At 65.3% G+C, this 16712-nt stretch carries 18 protein-coding genes; 12 read left to right on the top strand and 6 right to left on the bottom strand.

What is annotated here, in order from left to right; all coding sequences use genetic code 11:
- Window positions 1-151 precede the first annotated feature (151 nt).
- From B7G52_RS23520 to B7G52_RS02470, 5 genes are all read left to right on the top strand, one after another.
- On the top strand, window positions 152-328 hold the full coding sequence (locus tag B7G52_RS23520) for a hypothetical protein (protein WP_170954658.1): 177 nt from the start codon (window positions 152-154) through the stop codon (window positions 326-328).
- Window positions 329-507: 179 nt separating this feature from the next.
- Window positions 508-708, top strand: coding sequence for a hypothetical protein (locus B7G52_RS02485; protein ID WP_096695979.1), 201 nt, complete (start codon window positions 508-510; stop codon window positions 706-708).
- 116 nt (window positions 709-824) lie between these two features.
- Window positions 825-1277, top strand: a complete 453-nt coding sequence (locus B7G52_RS02480; RefSeq protein ID WP_096695977.1) for a hypothetical protein — start codon at window positions 825-827, stop codon at window positions 1275-1277.
- A 165-nt stretch (window positions 1278-1442) separates the two neighbouring features.
- A complete protein-coding gene (locus tag B7G52_RS02475) occupies window positions 1443-1700 on the top strand; it encodes a hypothetical protein (protein ID WP_205853018.1) in 258 nt (85 codons plus the stop codon).
- 53 nt (window positions 1701-1753) lie between these two features.
- Window positions 1754-2149, top strand: a complete 396-nt coding sequence (locus B7G52_RS02470; RefSeq protein WP_096695975.1) for a response regulator — start codon at window positions 1754-1756, stop codon at window positions 2147-2149.
- A 125-nt stretch (window positions 2150-2274) separates the two neighbouring features.
- On the opposite strand, the gene B7G52_RS02465 is transcribed toward B7G52_RS02470, so the two are convergent.
- The 3 genes from B7G52_RS02465 to mfd all read right to left on the bottom strand — a co-directional run bounded on the left by B7G52_RS02465 (window position 2275) and on the right by mfd (window position 6960).
- Window positions 2275-2604 carry a cupin domain-containing protein gene (locus tag B7G52_RS02465; protein WP_096695973.1) on the bottom strand — a complete coding sequence of 110 codons (330 nt, stop codon included), beginning with the start codon at window positions 2602-2604 and terminating at the stop codon, window positions 2275-2277.
- Window positions 2605-2707: 103 nt separating this feature from the next.
- On the bottom strand, window positions 2708-3418 hold the full coding sequence (gene serB / locus B7G52_RS02460) for a phosphoserine phosphatase SerB (protein ID WP_096695972.1): 711 nt from the start codon (window positions 3416-3418) through the stop codon (window positions 2708-2710).
- Window positions 3415-6960, bottom strand: coding sequence for a transcription-repair coupling factor (gene mfd / locus B7G52_RS02455; RefSeq protein ID WP_096695971.1), 3546 nt, complete (start codon window positions 6958-6960; stop codon window positions 3415-3417). Before mfd ends, serB begins: the two co-directional genes overlap by 4 nt.
- Before the next feature lie 127 nt (window positions 6961-7087).
- Here mfd and ispD point away from each other — a divergent pair, with 127 nt between their 5' ends.
- Window positions 7088-7894 (top strand): 2-C-methyl-D-erythritol 4-phosphate cytidylyltransferase, encoded by an 807-nt coding sequence (ispD, locus tag B7G52_RS02450; protein ID WP_096695969.1) that lies wholly within the window; start codon window positions 7088-7090, stop codon window positions 7892-7894.
- A complete protein-coding gene (ispF, locus tag B7G52_RS02445; protein WP_096695967.1) occupies window positions 7891-8388 on the top strand; it encodes a 2-C-methyl-D-erythritol 2,4-cyclodiphosphate synthase in 498 nt (165 codons plus the stop codon). The genes ispD and ispF overlap by 4 nt, the downstream gene beginning before the upstream one ends.
- A gap of 140 nt (window positions 8389-8528) precedes the next feature.
- Here ispF and B7G52_RS02440 read toward each other — a convergent pair whose 3' ends face one another.
- Both B7G52_RS02440 and ompR read right to left on the bottom strand, forming a co-directional pair.
- Window positions 8529-9926 (bottom strand): ATP-binding protein, encoded by a 1398-nt coding sequence (locus B7G52_RS02440; protein ID WP_096695965.1) that lies wholly within the window; start codon window positions 9924-9926, stop codon window positions 8529-8531.
- 78 nt (window positions 9927-10004) lie between these two features.
- Window positions 10005-10742 carry a two-component system response regulator OmpR gene (ompR, locus tag B7G52_RS02435; protein ID WP_096695963.1) on the bottom strand — a complete coding sequence of 246 codons (738 nt, stop codon included), beginning with the start codon at window positions 10740-10742 and terminating at the stop codon, window positions 10005-10007.
- Window positions 10743-11015: 273 nt separating this feature from the next.
- Here ompR and B7G52_RS02430 point away from each other — a divergent pair, with 273 nt between their 5' ends.
- The 3 genes from B7G52_RS02430 (at window position 11016) to B7G52_RS02420 (ending at window position 13627) form a co-directional block, all read left to right on the top strand.
- Window positions 11016-11732 carry an SIMPL domain-containing protein gene (locus B7G52_RS02430; RefSeq protein ID WP_096695961.1) on the top strand — a complete coding sequence of 239 codons (717 nt, stop codon included), beginning with the start codon at window positions 11016-11018 and terminating at the stop codon, window positions 11730-11732.
- A gap of 99 nt (window positions 11733-11831) precedes the next feature.
- Complete coding sequence (locus B7G52_RS02425; protein ID WP_096695959.1) at window positions 11832-12800, top strand: diacylglycerol kinase family protein; 969 nt, start codon at window positions 11832-11834, stop codon at window positions 12798-12800.
- Entirely contained in the window at window positions 12800-13627 is an 828-nt protein-coding gene (locus tag B7G52_RS02420; protein ID WP_096695957.1) for a metallophosphoesterase, read from the top strand. Before B7G52_RS02425 ends, B7G52_RS02420 begins: the two co-directional genes overlap by 1 nt.
- An 81-nt stretch (window positions 13628-13708) precedes the next feature.
- Here B7G52_RS02420 and B7G52_RS02415 read toward each other — a convergent pair whose 3' ends face one another.
- On the bottom strand, window positions 13709-14644 hold the full coding sequence (locus B7G52_RS02415) for a LysR substrate-binding domain-containing protein (protein WP_096695955.1): 936 nt from the start codon (window positions 14642-14644) through the stop codon (window positions 13709-13711).
- A 127-nt stretch (window positions 14645-14771) separates the two neighbouring features.
- Between B7G52_RS02415 and B7G52_RS02410 the strand changes: the two genes are divergently transcribed.
- Both B7G52_RS02410 and B7G52_RS02405 read left to right on the top strand, forming a co-directional pair.
- A complete protein-coding gene (locus B7G52_RS02410) occupies window positions 14772-15731 on the top strand; it encodes a tripartite tricarboxylate transporter substrate binding protein BugE (RefSeq protein WP_096695953.1) in 960 nt (319 codons plus the stop codon).
- Window positions 15732-15854: 123 nt separating this feature from the next.
- Window positions 15855-16703, top strand: coding sequence for an N-formylglutamate amidohydrolase (locus B7G52_RS02405; protein WP_096695951.1), 849 nt, complete (start codon window positions 15855-15857; stop codon window positions 16701-16703).
- Window positions 16704-16712: the final 9 nt, after the last annotated feature.

Here is a 16712-nt window from a genome sequence, read left to right as displayed (position 1 = left end):
AGCCCTTGCGGTGATTGCGCTGGCTGCTATCAAAAAGAGAGTGATGGCTGTCGCGTGGTGATCACTGCATTTCACCTTGTCAGCCTTCGCTGACAGTTCCTTTCAGATTCCGCCTATGGCGGACGCCCAGCCGCCCATCAAAAATCACCCTATGTCCAGTCAACCAGATGCCAACCCTGTCCAGCCAGCCTGGCTGTCCAGCGCACCGCCCCGGCGTGTGCTGGGAGCGCTGATCGCTTATGTTTCGGCGGTGTCCGTGGGCATCGCCGCCGCTGCCGTCCTGGCCACTGCGGAGGTTCCGGTGGAAGCCTGGATCGCCCCGTTCTGACTCCTATGTCGTCCACCCATCGTCCCCATCCCTCCGAAAATGGTGAGCCTCTGTCGCCTGGCGGAAAAACCGTGCCGGCACCGGCTGAATTCCCTGTCGAACCTGACCTCGGTCCTGTGCCCCCGCCGGCCCATCCGGAAGAGCCCGGTACGGTTCAGCCCGCCATTTAAGGCCTGGCCATGTTTGTCCCCCTCTCCAAAGCCCAGCAGGCCCTGGCCGACTATGACGAGGCGCGGGCTGACTACATGCGCTTTCTGAGCATGGACCCGCCCGACTACAAGGCGGTCAACGACGCGATGGTGGCCATGGACGAAGCCCATATCCGCTTCAAGCTGGCGATGGGCGACTTCGACCCACCGACCCATCTGCGCCCGCTGTAGCGGTCCTGGCGGGCCGACGCCCACAACCGGTCCATCCAACCGGTCTTCGCCTGGGTGCCTACAATCGCGGCACCACGCCACGCCACGGCCGTCCGGCCATCTACTGAAAGACCCCTGTGCAAGACTGCTTTGACGACATTGCCAAATTCAAGGCAGTGCTGGCGGACCATGGGGTGCCCGGTGCGCTTGCCTTCCTGAACCGGCGCGCGCCGCACCGCTACACGGCCATCTACAAGCTCGACGGTGACGTGATGCTGAACGTGGGCATTCACGACCGGCTCGGCCAGGTGGCGTCCCCGTTGCCACCCACGCCCCGTGACCACTCGCTTTGCAGTTTTGTGCAGGCCGGCCAGGCCTTTGTCAGCGAGGATGTCCTGACCGACGCGCGCCTGGCCACCCATTTTCAGCGCGGGGTGATCAATGCCTATGTCGGCTTGCCTTTGTCGCGCGGCCCCCGGCATCTGTACGGCACGCTGTGCCAGATGGACCCCGAAGCCCGGCACCTGCCGGAAGGCGAATACCGTTTTCTGGAAATGATTGCGCCGCTGCTGCTCGAGCATCTGGACTGACGTGGTTGCCGCACCGGCGGCGGGTGGGTAGGTAGGTAGGTAATCTCCGACAGCCGGAGATTGAGTTGGCCTATGCCGCCAGCACGCCGGCTTGCCCACAATGGATGGCATCAAGGGGCCGGTGCAGCCGACCCTGCACTGTGGATCCACCAAGCCGGAGTTGAAATGCAGGCACACCTCACCAGCTGTCACATGCGCCCCACTGTGGCCCTGGCCGACTACGATTTCCTGCGGGCAACTTACGACATGCTGCTGCGAGCGCCGGTACCCGACCGGCGTGCCACCAACGCTGCCTTCGCCGCGCTGGACGCGGCCCACGCACGCCTGAAAGCGGCACACCTTCAGCAAGCGGTTGGCCTGCAACACCAGGATTTGTCGGCTGGCGACCCCTCATTCGCCGAGGATCCGCTTCCCGCCCACTGAGGCCCGCCAGTCCCAACGATCGCCAGCGCTGAAAACCAGAGACAGGAAAGTTCGTGGCACTCATTACCTATCTCGTCGAGGACAACCAGACCATCCTCGACAACCTGATCGAGACGTTGGAAGAGATCGCTTCGGTGATCGTGGTCGGTCATGCCACCACCGAATCGGAAGCCAGGCGCTGGCTCTCGCTGCATGATGGTCAGTGGCAACTGGCGGTCGTCGACATGTTCCTGCGCGAGGGCAGCGGCCTGGGCGTGCTGGCCGGCTGTCGCCAGCGTGAGCCTCACCAGAAGGTGGTGGTGCTGACCAATTTCGCCACGACCGATATTCGCCAGCGCAGCATGGCGCTGGGCGCCGATGCGGTGTTCGACAAATCCAACGAACTCGACGAGTTCTTCGCCTACTGCATTGCCGAAACCGCCCGCACCGTGCTGCTGCCGGAGGCCTGATGCCTGGGCGTCCGGGATGCAGCTCACCGTTGAATATTGAAAAGGCCACGCAGCCCTTTCCCTGCAAGCGCAAGCAGCTATCAAATAAATAGCATTCCGGCCTTGTCGACCCGGCAACGCCCGATTCAGGGGTTCAGCAGGATGGTGACCAACAGTGAGGCGGCCGTGGTGGCTTTCAGCGCATGTGGTTCGCCGCCGGGCAGAACCATCAGCTCGCCGGCACCCAGCGAGCGCGAAAGTCCGCGGGTGCTGACCACGGCTTCACCCTCCAGGCATTGGATGGTGATTTCGCCAGGGACCTGGTGTTCGGGCACGCTCTGGCCGGCCGCCAGTACCAGGCGCATCAACTGCAGCTTCCCGGTCTTGAGCAGGCTGTGGGTTTTGACTTCATGCAGTTTCCCGGCGAGGGGCTGGACATTGATGACATCGAGTGGATGCGCGTGGTCGAGGGCCATGGTGTTTCTCCGTTGGGTGGTTTTTCCTGTTTTTTCTACAGTACCCAGACTGGCCGCGATTGTCCAGCGTTCCCGCCGGGCCCGGCGCTGGATGTTGGGCCGGTTATTTGAGTACTTCAAGCAGGCGGTCAAGCCCGCCCTCGTTGATGGCGACCATGGCCTGTTCACGCACCTTCGGTTTGGCGTGGTAGGCCACGGAGAGGCCGGCCTCGCCCATCATCGGCAGGTCGTTGGCGCCGTCACCGATGGCGATGGCCTGGGTGGGCTGGATGTCGAGCATGGCGCAGGTTTCCAGCAGCATCTTTTTCTTTTCCTCGCCGTCGCAGATGTCGCCCCAGGGCTGGTCCACCATGCGGCCGGTCAGCAGGCCGTTCTCGACTTCCAGCACGTTCGAGCGCGTGTAGTCGATGCCGAGTTCATCACGCACACGGTCGGTGAAAAAGGTGAAACCGCCGCTGACCAGCAGCACCTTCAGGCCGGCCGCCTTGCAGGCATGCACCAGTTCGGCGGCGCCCGGGTTGAGCTTGAGCCGCTGGTGGTAGACCTCGTCCATGCTGTCCACGCTGACGCCCTTGAGCAGGGCCACGCGCCGGCGCAGGCTCTCCTTGTAGTCGGCGATTTCGCCGCGCATGGCCGCTTCGGTGATGGCGGACACTTCGGCCTTGCGGCCGGCGGCATCGGCGATTTCGTCGACACACTCGATGTTGATCAGCGTCGAGTCCATGTCGAAGGCAACCAGCTTGAAGTCGCTGAGTTTCAGGCCAGGCATGGGGCGTTTGACAGCAAGGCCGGGGAGGGTTTCAGCAAGGGTCATGCGGGCGTGGCTTCCGTGGTGGTTTTGGGTTGTCCGAGGGATTTCAATACATCGCGAACCATTTGCGCCCGGTCCTTGGGTTCCTTGAGTTCGCGTTCGATGCGCAGCTTGTCGTTGCCGGCCAGCTTGATGTGTTTGTTCTTCTGGATCAGATGCATGATCGCCATCGGATCGATGGGCGGGTCCTTCCTGAAGGTGATGTTGATCACGGTGGGCGCAGCATCGACCTTGACCACGCCGTAGGGTTTGGCGATCACGCGCAGGCGGTGCACGTCGATCAGCGTCTGCGCCTGCGCCGGCAGCTTGCCGAAGCGGTCCACGATTTCCTCGAGCAGGTTGTCGATCTGGTCGGTGTTCTTGGCGGTTGCGAGTTTTTTGTAGAAGCTCAGGCGCAGGTGCACGTCGCCGCAGTAGTCGCTCGGCAGCAGGGCCGGCGCATGCAGGTTGATCTCGGTGCTGACGTTGAGCGGGGCCAGCAGGTCGGGCTCGCGGCCGGCCTTGAGCGAAGCCACGGCTTCGTTGAGCATCTCGTTATAGAGCTGGAAGCCGATCTCCATCATGTTGCCGCTCTGGTTTTCGCCGAGTACCTCGCCGGTGCCGCGAATCTCCAGGTCGTGCATGGCCAGGTAAAAGCCCGAGCCGAGTTCTTCCATCTGCTGGATCGCTTCAAGCCGCTGGCTGGCCTGTTTGGTCAGGCCTTCGATGTCGGGCACCATCAGATACGCATAGGCTTGGTGGTGGCTGCGGCCCACGCGGCCGCGCAGCTGGTGCAGCTGCGCCAGGCCGAACTTGTCGGCGCGGCTCATCACGATGGTGTTGGCGCTGGGCACGTCGATGCCGGTCTCGATGATGGTCGAGCACAGCAGCAGGTTGTAGCGCTGCGCCACAAAGTCCTTCATGACTTTCTCGAGTTCGCGCTCCGGCATCTGGCCGTGCGCCACGGCAATGCGCGCCTCGGGCAGCAGGGCCTCGAGTTTTTCTCGGCGGTTCTGGATGGTCTCGACCTCGTTGTGCAGGAAGTAGACCTGGCCGCCGCGTTTCAGTTCGCGCAGCACCGCCTCGCGGATCACGCCGTTGCTTTCGCTGCGCACAAAGGTCTTGATGGCCAGGCGCCGCTGCGGCGCGGTAGCGATCACGCTGAGGTCACGCAGGCCTTCGAGGGCCATGCCCAGCGTGCGCGGGATCGGCGTGGCGGTCAGGGTCAGCACATCGACCTCGGCGCGCATGGCCTTCATCGCTTCCTTGTGGCGCACGCCGAAGCGGTGCTCCTCGTCGATGATGAGCAGGCCCAGGCGCTGGAACTTCACGTCCTGGCTCAGCAGCTTGTGCGTGCCGACCACGATGTCGATGCTGCCATCGGCGATGCCCTTGATGGCGGCGGTGATCTCCTTGCCCGAGCGGAAACGGCTCATCTCGGCGACCTTGATCGGCCATTTGGCAAAACGGTCCACCAGCGTCTGGTAGTGCTGCTCGGCCAGCAGGGTGGTGGGCGCCAGTAGCGCCACCTGCTTGCCGCCGGTGATGGCGATGAAGGCGGCGCGCAGGGCCACCTCGGTCTTGCCGAAGCCGACGTCGCCGCAGACCAGCCGGTCCATGGGGCGCGGGCTGATCATGTCCTGGATCACGGCGTGGATGGCGGCGCGCTGGTCGGCGGTTTCCTCGAAGCCGAAATCGTTGGCAAAGCTTTCATAGTCGTCGGGCGAATAGCGGAAGGCGTGGCCTTCGCGCGCGGCCCGGCGGGCGTAGATGTTGAGCAGCTCGGCGGCGGAGTCGCGCACCTGTTCGGCGGCCTTGCGTTTGGCCTTTTCCCACTGGCCGCTGCCCAGACGGTGCAGCGGCGCCTCGTCGGCGCTGACGCCGGTGTAACGGCTGATCTGCTGCAGCTGGCTGACCGGCACATACAGCGTCGCGTCGTCGGCGTACTGCAGGTGCAGGAACTCGGTGTTGCCCTGGCCCAGGTCCATGTTGACCAGGCCCTTGTAGCGGCCGATGCCGTGGGCACTGTGCACCACCGGGTCGCCGACATTGAGCTCGGAGAGGTCCTTGATCAGCGCCTCGACGTCGCTGACCTGTTCCTGCTTGCGGTTGCGCCGCCGGGTGACGACACCCGCGGCAAACAGCTCGGTTTCCGTGACGAAGTCAATGTCGCCGGCCAGCCAGCTGAAGCCGGTGTTCAGGGCCGCCGTCGCAATGCCGAGTTTTTCGCTGCTGGTCTGGAAGTCTTCCAGCGAATCAAAAGCCGGCGGACTGACGCTGCTGGCGCGCAGGAAATCGAGCAGGCTTTCGCGCCGGCCGTCGCTTTCGGCCAGCAGCAGCACCCGCTGCGGCGTGTTGCGGATGTGTGCCTTGAGGCGTGCCAGCGGGTCTTCTGCGCCGCGCACGACGGACATGGGCGGTAGTGAATTGAATTCGGCGTAGGGGGAGCCCTCACCCCTGCCCTCTCCCAGAGGGAGAGGGAGTAAATCCCCGGTAATCCCCTCTCCCTCTGGGAGAGGGCTAGGGTGAGGGCTTCGCGCCTTCAACGCCAGCTGCGCATAGTCGTTGGCACGTGCGTAAAACTGCTCGGTGCCGAGGAACAGCGCTTCCGGCGGCAGGGCGGGGCGGTCCGGCGCGCCCTGCACCAGGCGGTAGCGGTCCTTGGTGTCCTGCCAGAAACGCTGGAAGGCCGGCTCCAGGTCGCCGTGCAGCACCACGGTGGCGTCGGTGCCGAGGTAGTCAAACACGGTCGCAGTGTCGTCGAAGAACAGGGGCAGGTAATACTCGATGCCGGCCGTCGCCACGCCGTTGCCGATGTCCTTGTAGATGCGGCTTTTGGTCGGGTCGCCGTCCAGCAGTTCGCGCCAGCGGTTCCTGAACTTGGCACGCGCGTCATCGTCCATCGGGAACTCGCGGCCCGGCAGCAGGCGCACTTCAGGCACCGGGTACAGGCTGCGCTGGCTGTCGGGGTCGAAGGTGCGGATGGAGTCGATCTCGTCGTCGAACAGGTCCACGCGGTAGGGCACGGCCGAGCCCATGGGGAACAGGTCGATCAGTCCGCCGCGCACCGCGTATTCGCCGGGGCTGACGACCTGCGAGACATGGGTGTAGCCGGCCAGGGTCAGCTGGCTCTTGAGTCTGGCCTCATCGAGCTTTTGCTTGACCTTGAAGTGAAAGGTGTAGCCGGCCAGGAAGGACGGCGGCGCCAGGCGGTACAGCGCCGTGGTGGCCGGTACGATGACCACGTCGGCGCCGGTCTCCTTGTCGTGCTGGCTGATGCGCCACAAGGTGGCCAGCCGCTCGCTGATCAGGTCCTGGTGGGGCGAGAAGGTGTCGTAGGGCAGGGTTTCCCAGTCGGGAAACAGCGCGCAGCGCAGGGCCGGTGCAAAAAAGGCCAGCTCGTCGAGCAGGCGTTGCGCCGTGGCCGCGTCCGCCGTGACGATGGCCGTGAGCCGGCCGGCGGCTTTTTCCCTCAGGCCCAGCTGCGCCAGCAACAGGGCGTCGGCAGAGCCGGCGGGTTGCGGCAGGGTGTAGCGTTTGCCAGGGAGCAGTTTGGGTAAATCCATGAAACAGTCGGAATAAGGTGACAGGAAAGCGGCGGAAAAAAGGAAAACACCCCAAACGGTGCAGAGTGGGGTGTGAACGGCCCTGGCTGGCCTTTGAAGCCCCGATTTTAGAATCTATGATCAAGCCATGACGCCGATCCCGCCGAAATCCCTGGTTCCCCGCTTTTTTGCGCTGATTCCGTGTGCGGGCCAGGGCATGCGCGCCATGGGTGACAACGCGGCGCAGGGCGCGGCCTTGCCCAAGCAGTACCAGCCGATCGCCGGCGTGCCCATGGTGCAGCACACGCTGCAGGCTTTTGCCGGGGTGGCTCGCATTGATTCCTGCCTCGTGGTGGTGGCCCCCGGTGACGATTTTTTCAGCGGGCCAGCCCAGGCCGGCTATGAGGTGGCGCCCTGCGGCGGTGCCACACGGGCCGCCAGCGTGCTCAATGGCCTGCAGCAGCTGGCTGCCAGCGGCGCCGAACCCGATGACTGGGTGCTGGTCCACGATGCGGCGCGTTGCCTGGTCACGCCCGCGCTGATCGAGCGCCTGATCGATGCCTGCCACTGCGACCCGGTGGGCGGCCTGCTGGCCCAGCCGGTGCCCGACACGCTCAAGCAGGGTCGGGACGAACGCGTGGTCGCCACCGTGGACCGCTCGGACAAATGGCTGGCCCAAACACCGCAGATGTTCCGCCTGGGCGCCCTGATGCAGGCCCTGAAGATGGCGCAAATCCTGGGTGAGCCGGTGACCGACGAAGCCAGTGCCATGGAAGCGGCCGGCGTGGCGCCGCAGCTGGTGCGCGGCAGTGCCCACAACTTCAAGGTCACCTACCCGGAAGATTTTTTGCTGGCCGAGGCCCTGATCAAAAGCCGGGCCAAGCCGCGTGCCCGCAAGGCTGCCGCCCCAAAAACAGCGCCTGCCACAACCCTCACTGATGAAACCGCGCCATGACGCTGCCTGATTCCGTTGCGCCCCCATTCCGGATCGGTGAAGGCTGGGATACCCATGCGCTGGTGCCGGGCCGCACGCTGATCATTGGCGGCGTGACCGTGCCGCACAGCACCGGCCTGCTCGGCCACTCGGACGCGGACGTGCTGATCCACGCCATCATCGACGCCCTGCTCGGCGCGGCCGGGCTGGGCGACATCGGCAGCCATTTCCCCGACACCGATGTCCGCTTCAAGGGGGCGGACTCGGTGGTGCTGCTGCGTGAAACCGGCCGCCTGCTGGCCGAACGCGGACTTCGCATAGGCAACATCGACAGCACCGTGGTTGCGCAGGCCCCCAAGCTGGCCGCCTACATCCCGGCGATGCGCCAGTGCCTGGCCGATGCGCTGGGCCTGGACGGGTCGCGTATCAACGTCAAAGCCAAAACCGCTGAAAAACTGGGTCCGGTAGGGCAGGGGCTGAGCATCGAAGCACGTGCCGTGGCGCTATTGTTTTGATAGCCGCTTGCGCCCGTCGGATAAGGGCTGAGAGGCGATTTTATGCATAAAGTGCACGCAACGAGCGACCGGTGAGATTTCTCCCTGTCGGCTGGGGCCGCGGGTCCGCAGGCGCAGCGCCCCCTCGGGGAGCGTGGGGGCTAACCCCTTCTTAGCTTGATGTGCGCAGCCAGTCCGCCCGAACTGGTGTTGGCCAGCGCGAACACGCCGCCCATGCGGTGCAGGGTTCGCTCGACAATCGCCAGGCCCAGGCCGGCCCCGGTGGCGGCGGTGCGGGCCGCGTCGCCGCGAAAAAAGGGCTTGGTCAGGTTGTTCAGGGCCTGCGGCGCGACGCCGGTGCCGTGGTCGCGCACCTTGATCAGCACCCACTGGTCGCGTTCCTTGGCCGCGATGTCCACCACGGCGATGCCGGTTTCCGGCGTCTTGCCATAACGCCGCGCGTTTTCCAGCAGGTTGGCGATCACGCGGGACAGCTCAACCTCGTCGGCCAGCACCACAACCTGGCCTGGAAGCGACACATTGACGCGCATGTCGGTGTATTCGCCCACGGAATAGACGGCCGCCTCGATGATGGCATTGAGCGACACCGACGCCAGCTGCGGCGGGTCGGGCCGGGCGTAGTCCAGGAACTTGTCGATGATGGCGTCGAGCTGGGTGATGTCGGCGGCCATGTGGGCCCTGGCCTCCGGGTCGGCCACGCTCATTTCTGTTTCCAGCCGCAGCCGCGCCAGCGGCGTGCGCAGGTCGTGCGAAATGCCGGCCAGCATGATGACGCGGTCTTCCTCGATCTTGGAGAGCTGCTCGGCCATGCGGTTGAAGCCGATGTTGACCTCGCGGATCTCGCTGGTCGCCACCTGCTCGTCAAGCAGGCTGGCGTCGAAGTCGCCGTCGCGCATGCGGCTGGCCGCAAACGACAGCTGCTTGAGCGGCCGGTTGATGAGGCGCGCAATCAGCGCGGCGCCGACCAGCGACAGGATGGCCGCCGTGATCAGCCAGATCAGCCAGGTGCCGCCCTGCAGGGGGCCCAGCCGCGAAGGGTCGGTCAGCAGCCAGTAGGAGTCGCCGTCGATGTTGAAGCCGACCCACAGGCCGGGGACGCCGTTGACGGAGCGGGCCACCACCGTGCCTTCGCCCATGCGTGCCGTCAGTTCGTCGCCAATGCGCTCGCTGAAGGGATCGTTGACAAAGTGCTCGAACTTGTCGCGCGGTTCGCGCGGCGAGATGCGCACGCCTTCTTCCTCGGCCAGGGTCTTGATCAGCCAGACCCGGGTGATGGAGTCGGAGTATTTCAGCGCCGCACGGCTCAGGTTGACCAGCGAGGCGAGCTGCCTGGCGCTTTGCACGGCGCGCGGCTCGAATTCCAGCGCCCGGAAGGTCTGCAGCCAGGCGACGATGCAGCCAATCAGCAGCAGCGACAGGAACAGGAAGGTGCGCCAGAACAGGCTCAGGCCGACGCGCGGGCGCATCTCCAGCGGCGCGGGAGCGGTTTCCAGTGCGGCGGGGGCAGTTTCCAGGTGGACGGCGCGCGTGCCTTGCATTCGGGGACTCGGGGACGGGAGAGGTGGGTCGGCCCGGTCAGCCTGAGGGGAGTCTGGCGTCCGGTGGCAAGTGGCGCTTTAGTTCGTGCCGTCCGGCACGAAGACGTAGCCTATGCCCCACACGGTCTGGATGTAGCGGGGCGCCGCAGCGTCCACCTCGATCAGCTTGCGCAGGCGCGAGACCTGCACGTCCAGGCTGCGGTCAAAGGGCTCGAACTCCCGGCCACGCGCCAACTGCGCCAGTTTTTCGCGGGACAGCGGCTGGCGCGGGTGCCGCACCAGCGTCTTGAGCATGGCGAACTCGCCGGTGGTCAGTGGCAGTTCCTCGCCGTTTTTCTGCAGGGTGCGCAAGCCCATGTCGAAGCTGAAGGGCCCGAAATTGACCACTTCCTGCTCGCTGGAAGGCGCGCCCGGGACTTCGACCGCGGGACGGCGGCGCAACACCGCATGGATGCGTGCGAGCAGTTCGCGCGGATTGAACGGCTTGGCCAGGTAGTCGTCGGCGCCGACCTCGAGGCCGACGATGCGGTCCACGTCTTCGCCCTTGGCGGTCAGCATGATGATGGGGGTGCGGTCGTTGGCAGCGCGCAGGCGCCGGCAGATGGACAGGCCGTCTTCGCCAGGCATCATCAGGTCGAGCACGATCAGGTCCACGGCGTCGCGCATCATGATGCGGTTCAGGGCCTTGCTGTCCTCGGCCAGGATGACTTCAAAACCTTCCTGCGTCAGGTAGCGGCGCAGCAGGTCGCGGATGCGGGCATCGTCGTCAAGAATCAGGATCTTGTCAGCGCGGGTTGAGTTGCTAGCTTGTGTCATAAGGCGATCGTAATTTGTAACAGAGCCGATTCTGCGGGCTAAAAACGCGGATTCGAGATTTTTCGTGCACTTTGACAGACTGTTACAAAAGTTGCAGTTGTGGGCAAGCGCGATAAGGGATAGATGCGTGCCAATGGCAGGCTTGGGCCTTTGGATGGCAACCATTGGCGGCCGATGCTGACAGGCCGGACATTGAAAGCTGCTTATCGTTTCGCCGGTGGTGCGGTTTGTTGCGCGCGCCAGCTGTTTATTAATTCAACTGAAAGTGACGCCTTGAAAAAAGCCACCCATCTTTTCGCCGCCTGCGCGCTGCTGGCCGCAAGCACCGGCCTGTTTGCCCAGAACCAGCTGCCCGGACCCTTTGCCCCGCTGCAAAACGTCGCGCAGCTGTCGGCCAGCGCGGCCGTCGAAGTGCAGCAGGACCTGCTGTCCATCGCGATGACGACCACCCGGGACGGCAGCGATGCCGCCACGGTGCAAAACCAGCTCAAGCTGGCCCTGGAAGCGGCACTGGCCGAGGCCAGGAAAACCGCCCAGCCCGGCCTGATGGATGTGCGCACCGGCAACTTCAGCCTGTACCCGCGTTACGGCAAGGACGGCAAGATCAACGGCTGGCAGGGCAGCACCGAGATGGTGCTGGAAGGCCGCGACTTTGCGCGCATCACGGCGGCGGCCGGCAAGGTCCAGACCCTGAGCATGGGCAACGTCGGTTTTGCGCTGAGCCGCGAGGCCCGTGCCCGCGTCGAGGGTGATGCACAGGCGCAGGCGATCGAGCGTTTCAAGGCCAAGGCCAGCGAGATCGCCCGGGGTTTCGGTTTTTCCGGCTACACGCTGCGGGAAGTCGCCATCAACGCCAACGACCAGGGCCCCATCCGTCCGCGCATGATGGCCATGGAAGCCAAGGCCGCGATGTCGGATTCGTCGATTCCGGTCGAAGCCGGCAAAAGCACCGTGCTGGTCAACGTGTCGGGCTCCGTGCAGATGAAGTGACGACGTGCGCCAGGCTGCGATCCGGTCGGGCGTGCCGGACGCGGCGGAAGGGCATTTGCCTGACAGACGGAAACAGGGCCGGCCCGTAAGCTGGTGGGCATGAATGTTCATTTTCTGGCGCAGGACGCCGCGCGCCGAGGCCCCCTGCTGATTGTCATCAACTCCGGCTCGGGCCACCACAACAGCGACGACGAACAGGCTGTGATGGCCCGCGTGTTCACGCAGGCCGGCCGCGAGTTCGAGTTCCTGCCGATGGACAAGCCCGACCAGATCGATGAGGTGGCGCGTGGCGCTGTCCGGCAGGCCAAGGCCCGGGGTGGCGTGGTGGTGGCTGCAGGTGGCGACGGCACCATCAATGCCGTGGCCCGCGCCGTGCTGGGCAGCGGCTGCCCCTTCGGCGTCCTGCCGCAGGGCACCTTCAATTATTTCGGCCGTGTCCATGCGATCCCGCAGGAGACCGAGGCGGCAGCCAAGGCCTTGGTCGGCGCCAGCGTGTCGCCGGTCCAGGTCGGCCAGGTCAATGGCCGGCTGTTTCTGGTCAATGCCAGTCTGGGCCTGTACCCGCAACTGCTGGAGGACAGGGAAGCCTGGAAGCAGCAGTTCGGCCGCAGCCGCCTGGTGGCTTTTGTCTCGGGCATGGCCTCGCTGCTGCAGATGCGCAGCCAGCTTCAGCTGCAGATCGAATCGGCCGGCCAGGTGGCCGCCCTGCGCACGCCGACCCTGTTTGTTGGCAACAACCACCTGCAGCTCACGCGCGTGGGCATTGCCGAAAAAGACGCCAATGCGGTGGTTCACGGCCAACTGGCCGGGGTGGTGGTGCGCCCCATTGGCACGCTGGCGCTGTTCGGCCTGCTGCTGCGCGGCCTGCTGGGGCGGCTCGGCGATGCCGACAACATCAACAGCTTTTCGTTTCGCCGCCTGACGGTCACGCCGCGCGGGCGCCGGCGCGTCAAGGTGGCCACCGATGGCGAGGTCAGCTGGATGCAGGCGCCGCTGGTGTTCGAGGTGGCCGACCAGCCCCTGCTGCTGCTGGTTCCCGCGCTGGCCGACCGGGTGGAAGTGGTCTGATGAAGAAGCTGCTGCAGATCTCCGACCCCCATTTCGGCACGGCGCAGCCGCCGGTGATGGAGGCGTTGGTGGCGCTGGTGCGGCAGCAGCGCCCCGACGTGCTGGTGCTGTCGGGCGACATCACACAGCGCGCAACGTCGGCGCAGTTTGACGCGGCCCGGGCGTTTTGCGAGCGCCTGCAGATTCCGCAGTTGCTGGCCCTGCCCGGCAACCACGACATCCCGCTGTTCAACCCCTGGCAGCGCCTGGTCACGCCTTATGCGCGTTACCTGCAGGCCTTCGGGCCCGAACTGGAACCGGTGCTGGACACCGCCTGGCTGCAGCTGACCGCGGTGAACACCACGCGGCGCTGGCGGCACAAGAATGGCGAGGTGTCGGACCGGCAGATCAAGCGGGTGGCCGCGCGCCTGCGCCAGGCCGGGCCCGGGCAGCTGCGCGTGGTGGTGGTGCACCAGCCGGTGTATGTGCTGCGCGCCGCGGACGAACACGACCGCCTGCGCGGCTGGGAGCCCGCGGTGCGCGCCTGGGCTGCTGCCGGCGCGGACATCGTCATGGGGGGCCATATTCACCTGCCGTATGTCTGCGAGTTGTCCTCCTGCGTGGACGGCCTGCCGCGGCGCCTCTGGTGCGTGCAGGCCGGTACCGCGCTGTCCTCACGCATCCGGCGCGAGGCGCCCAACTCCGTCAACCTGCTGTCATGCGACCCGGCCGCCCCCGCCCTGCAAGGCCGGCTCGAACGCTGGGATTACCGCAGCTCTGGCGGAGCGGGGAGTTTTGAAGTGGCGCACACCAGCGAGCTGCTGCCCGACCGGCCTGTCAGCGGCTGAACCGGGGCGGGGTCCGATGGGCGGCCGGATCTACAGGGGAAATCAGGCCTGAGCCATTGTTCCTGTTGTGCAGTTAGCTATTTATTTGATAGCGTCTGACGCCGGCGCGGCCATCGACCCGCCGGCTTGCTCCCGGTGCACCGCGTCCAGCAGCCACTGCCGGAACCCGATCAGCGGCTCGAGATGGCGGCGCGACTCGGGGTAACACAGGTAGTAACCCATCTCGTCCATGTAGCCGTCCTTCAGGGGGGCTGAGACCAGTCCGGCCGCGATGTCGTCCTGGACCAGGCAGCGCGGCACCAGCGCCAGGCCCATACCCGCCATCACGGCGCGGATCAGGCTGTGGAACTGGTCCAGCTGCGGCCCCATCAGCGTGTTGACGCCGGCTACTTCGTGGGCTTCGCACCAGCGCGTCCACGCGTGCGGCACGCTCACGTGCTGCAGCAGCGTGAAGCCCGCGATGTCCTGCGCCTGGCGCAGGGCCGGCTGGTCCGGTGAGGCCGGTGGTGCAATCAGCACGACGTCGCGGCCGGCCAGGTAGTCGGCCACCGCCCCTGGCCAGGTGCCGTTGCCGAACAGGATGGAGCAGTCCAGGTCGGCCCGCTGGAAGTCGTAACCCTGCAGGTAGGGCACAAAATGCAGCGCAATCCGCGGCTGCGCTTTCTGGAACTCGGGCAGGCGCGGGATCAGCCATTTCGCGCCGAACGTGGGCAGCGTCGACAGGTGCAGCGCGCCGCCGCCATCGGCGCTGGTGATGAGGTCGAGTGTGGCGGCCTCAAGTTGCGCGAGCAGGGGCCGGATGGCTGCTTCGTAACGCACGCCGGCCGGGGTCAGGGTAAGCCGCTGGCGTATCCGTTCGAACAGCAGCACGCCGGTCATCTGCTCGAGCTCGCTGATCTGTTTGCTGACCGCGCTTTGTGTCAGGTGCAGGGCCTCGCAGGCGCGCGACACACTGCCGAAACGCGCGGTGGCGGTGAAGGCCTTGAGCAGGTGAATCGGCGGCTGGAGTCGTTTCATAAATTGATTTTATAGCGATGTTATTCCAATATGGAATGAATTGAGTCGAATACTTCACCTGTTTCAGGCCGCGCCACCGTCGGGTGTCATTCACAATGGCTTTACAGATTTACTTCATGGAACTCACATGCAGCGACGACACCTTATTGCACTGACAGCCACTTCATTACTTCCAGGACTGGTTTTGGCGCAAACCAGCAAACCCGTGCGGCTGGTGGTTCCCTTTCCTCCGGGTGGAGCGACCGACATCACCGCGCGCGTCCTGTCCGAGCCGCTGGCGCGGGTTCTGGGGCAGCCGGTGATCGTAGAAAACCGCGGTGGCGCCGGCGGCTCCATCGGCATGGCGGAAGTCGCCCGGGCCGCACCCGACGGGCTGACACTGGGCGTGGCCACGCTGTCGACGCATGGCGTCAATCCCGCTGTCTACAAGAAATTGCCTTACGACCCGATCAAGGACTTTGTTGCCGTGACCGAGCTGGTCAAGGCGCCGGGTGTGGTGGTCGTCAATGCCGCCCTGCCAGTCAACAACTTTGCCGATTTGATCAAGTACCTCAAGGCCAACCCGGGAAAGCTCAGCTACGCCTCGCCCGGTAACGGCACCATCGGCCACATGTGGGGCGAGCTGTTTAAAAGCACGACCAACACCTTCATGGTCCACATTCCCTACCGTGGCGCCGGCCCGGCCCTGAACGATGTCGTCGGCGGGCAGGTGATGGTGTATTTCGACCAGGTTGCCGCTTCGCTGCCTTTCATCCAGTCCGGCAAGCTCAAGGCGATCGCCGTGTCCTGGGACAAACGCCTGGAAGTGCTGCCCAACACGCCGACCTACGCGGAGCTGTCGCTGTTTTCCAGCAACGATCCGTCCTGGTTTGGCCTGGTGGCGCCCGCCGGCACCGCACCGGCTGTGGTCAACCGCCTCCAGCTGGCCGTGGTCAAAGCCCTGCAGGAGCCTGGCGTGCGCGCCAAGCTGAGTGCACAAGGGCTGTTTGCCTCCGGATCGTCGCCGGCCGACTTTGCGGCCCAGATCAGGAAAGAAATCGACAAGATGCAGCGTATCGCGAAATTCGCAAAGATCAGCCTGGACTAAGCCGACCCCGGCCGGCTGCGAACCGCCTGGGCGGTGCGGCCGGCACCCATGCATCCCCCGGCCGCAACATGGCCTTGGTCGACACGCCATCAAGGGGGTGCCGACCCGATCACAATCAGAGCCATGAACCCATTCCTTCGCTATTTGCCCGGCACGACGGCCCTGGTGCTCGATTCACCCCATAGCGGAACCGCTTACCCCGAGGACTTTGTCTTTGGCTGCGAGTTGCTGACCCTGCGTCGCGCCGAAGACACCCATGTCGAAAAGCTCTACGACTTCGCACCCGCGCTGGGCGCGGGCTGGGTCGAGGCCTTCTTCCCGCGCAGCTACCTCGACGCCAACCGCGACACCACCGAGATGGACGTCAGCCTGTTTGACGAGGCCTGGCCCGACCCTGTGTCCACCGATGCCAAGGTGATGAGCAAGGTGCGTCTGGGCAAGGGCCTGGTCTGGCGCACCACCGACGATGGCGTGCCGATTTACCAGCGCAAGCTCAGCGTGGCCGAGGTGCAGGCGCGTATTGCGCGCTGCTGGGAGCCCTACCACGCCGCAGTGGCCCAGGCCATCGACAGCGCGCACCAGCGCCACGGCTACAGCATCCACCTCAACTGCCACTCGATGCCGGCCATCGCGTCCAGCCACGCCACCGAGTTCCCGGGCGAGGCGCATGCCGACTTCGTGGTCGGCAACCGCGATGGTTCCACGTCCAGCGAGCCGCTGGCCCGGCTGGTGTGCGAGCACCTCCAGGGCCTGGGCTACAGCGTTTCCTACAACCACCCCTACAAGGGCGTGGAGCTCGTGCGCCGTTATGGCGAGCCGCAGCAGCAGCGCCACAGCATCCAGCTCGAGGTCAACCGCAAGCTCTACATGGACGAGCAGACGCTGGACATGCACGAAGGGGCTGTGCCTTTGAAAGCCAGCCTGCAATCGCTGGTGCAACTGCTGCTGCAAACAGACCCGCGCAAGCTGTAGCCGCCCTGA

Source organism: Polaromonas sp. AER18D-145 (genome assembly GCF_002379095.1).
Classification (GTDB): domain Bacteria; phylum Pseudomonadota; class Gammaproteobacteria; order Burkholderiales; family Burkholderiaceae_C; genus Polaromonas.
This window is presented reverse-complemented; position numbering and strand designations above follow the sequence as displayed.